1 protein-coding gene is annotated in these 842 nt (G+C 65.0%); it reads right to left on the bottom strand.

Annotated elements, in window-relative coordinates:
- On the bottom strand, window positions 1-842 hold an 842-nt coding region (locus tag ACLEJP_RS25475; protein ID WP_440810899.1), incomplete at both ends, for a type VI secretion system Vgr family protein.

The following is an 842-nucleotide window of genomic DNA, read 5'->3' on the forward strand; positions in this document are numbered from 1 at the left end:
CCAGGCGGGCCGACAACGGTGGCCATATGCGGGCCGTCGATACGCGGTTTGGCCAATGGTGCCGGGCGCCATTCACTTCTTCCCGGCACCAGCACCGCCGCCTGCTGGTAACGCGTGCCTTGCTCGCTGCCGGCAGCCTCCTCCTGCAGGCTGGTGAACTGGATGCCCTCGTGGTGCACGCGGATGGTGCGCCAATGCACATTGAGGTCCTCGCGAGGGTGTTCGACCAGGGTGAAGCTCAACCCCGGTTGCAGGCGCACATCGTCACCCTCCACCTCGGCCAGGCGGGCGTCATGGCGCAGGGCCGTGAGGCGGGTGGCGGTGAAGGGCACACCGACCGCATCGCGCTTGTAGCGGCCTGGGTAGTCGAAACGCTCGTAGTCCAACGACTGATGGGTGATGCCGCTGTCACTCGCGCGATGTTCCTGGCGGTACTGTGGGTTGGTGAAGGTGTAGTCCCGCTGCACCTGCTTCGCGGTGCGCACCTGCTCGCTGTAGCGCAGGCTCCACAGGCAGGGGCGTGCCTGATCGCCGCCGCTGTTGGCACGGTAAAGCACCTGGTCGGGGCCGATGTTTCCCTCTTCATGGAAGCCTTCATCATCGTCGCGCTGGATGGCACCACGACTGAGCTGACCCAGCGCCAGCAGCCGATCGCTGATGACCAGCTGGTGATAGTTCGGCGTGTGTTCGAAGCGGTAGACGAAACCCTCCTCGGCGGCCAGGCGGGCCATGAAGTCGAGGTCGGTCTCACCGGCCTGTACGCAGAATTCGCGCACCTGGTGCGCGTCGATACTGCTGATTTCAAAACGGCTGATGCCCTGGCGCTGGAGCATCAGTTCGAG

The sequence above is a fragment of the Pseudomonas sp. SMV7 genome (genome assembly GCF_052041995.1).
In the GTDB taxonomy this organism is placed as follows: domain Bacteria; phylum Pseudomonadota; class Gammaproteobacteria; order Pseudomonadales; family Pseudomonadaceae; genus Aquipseudomonas.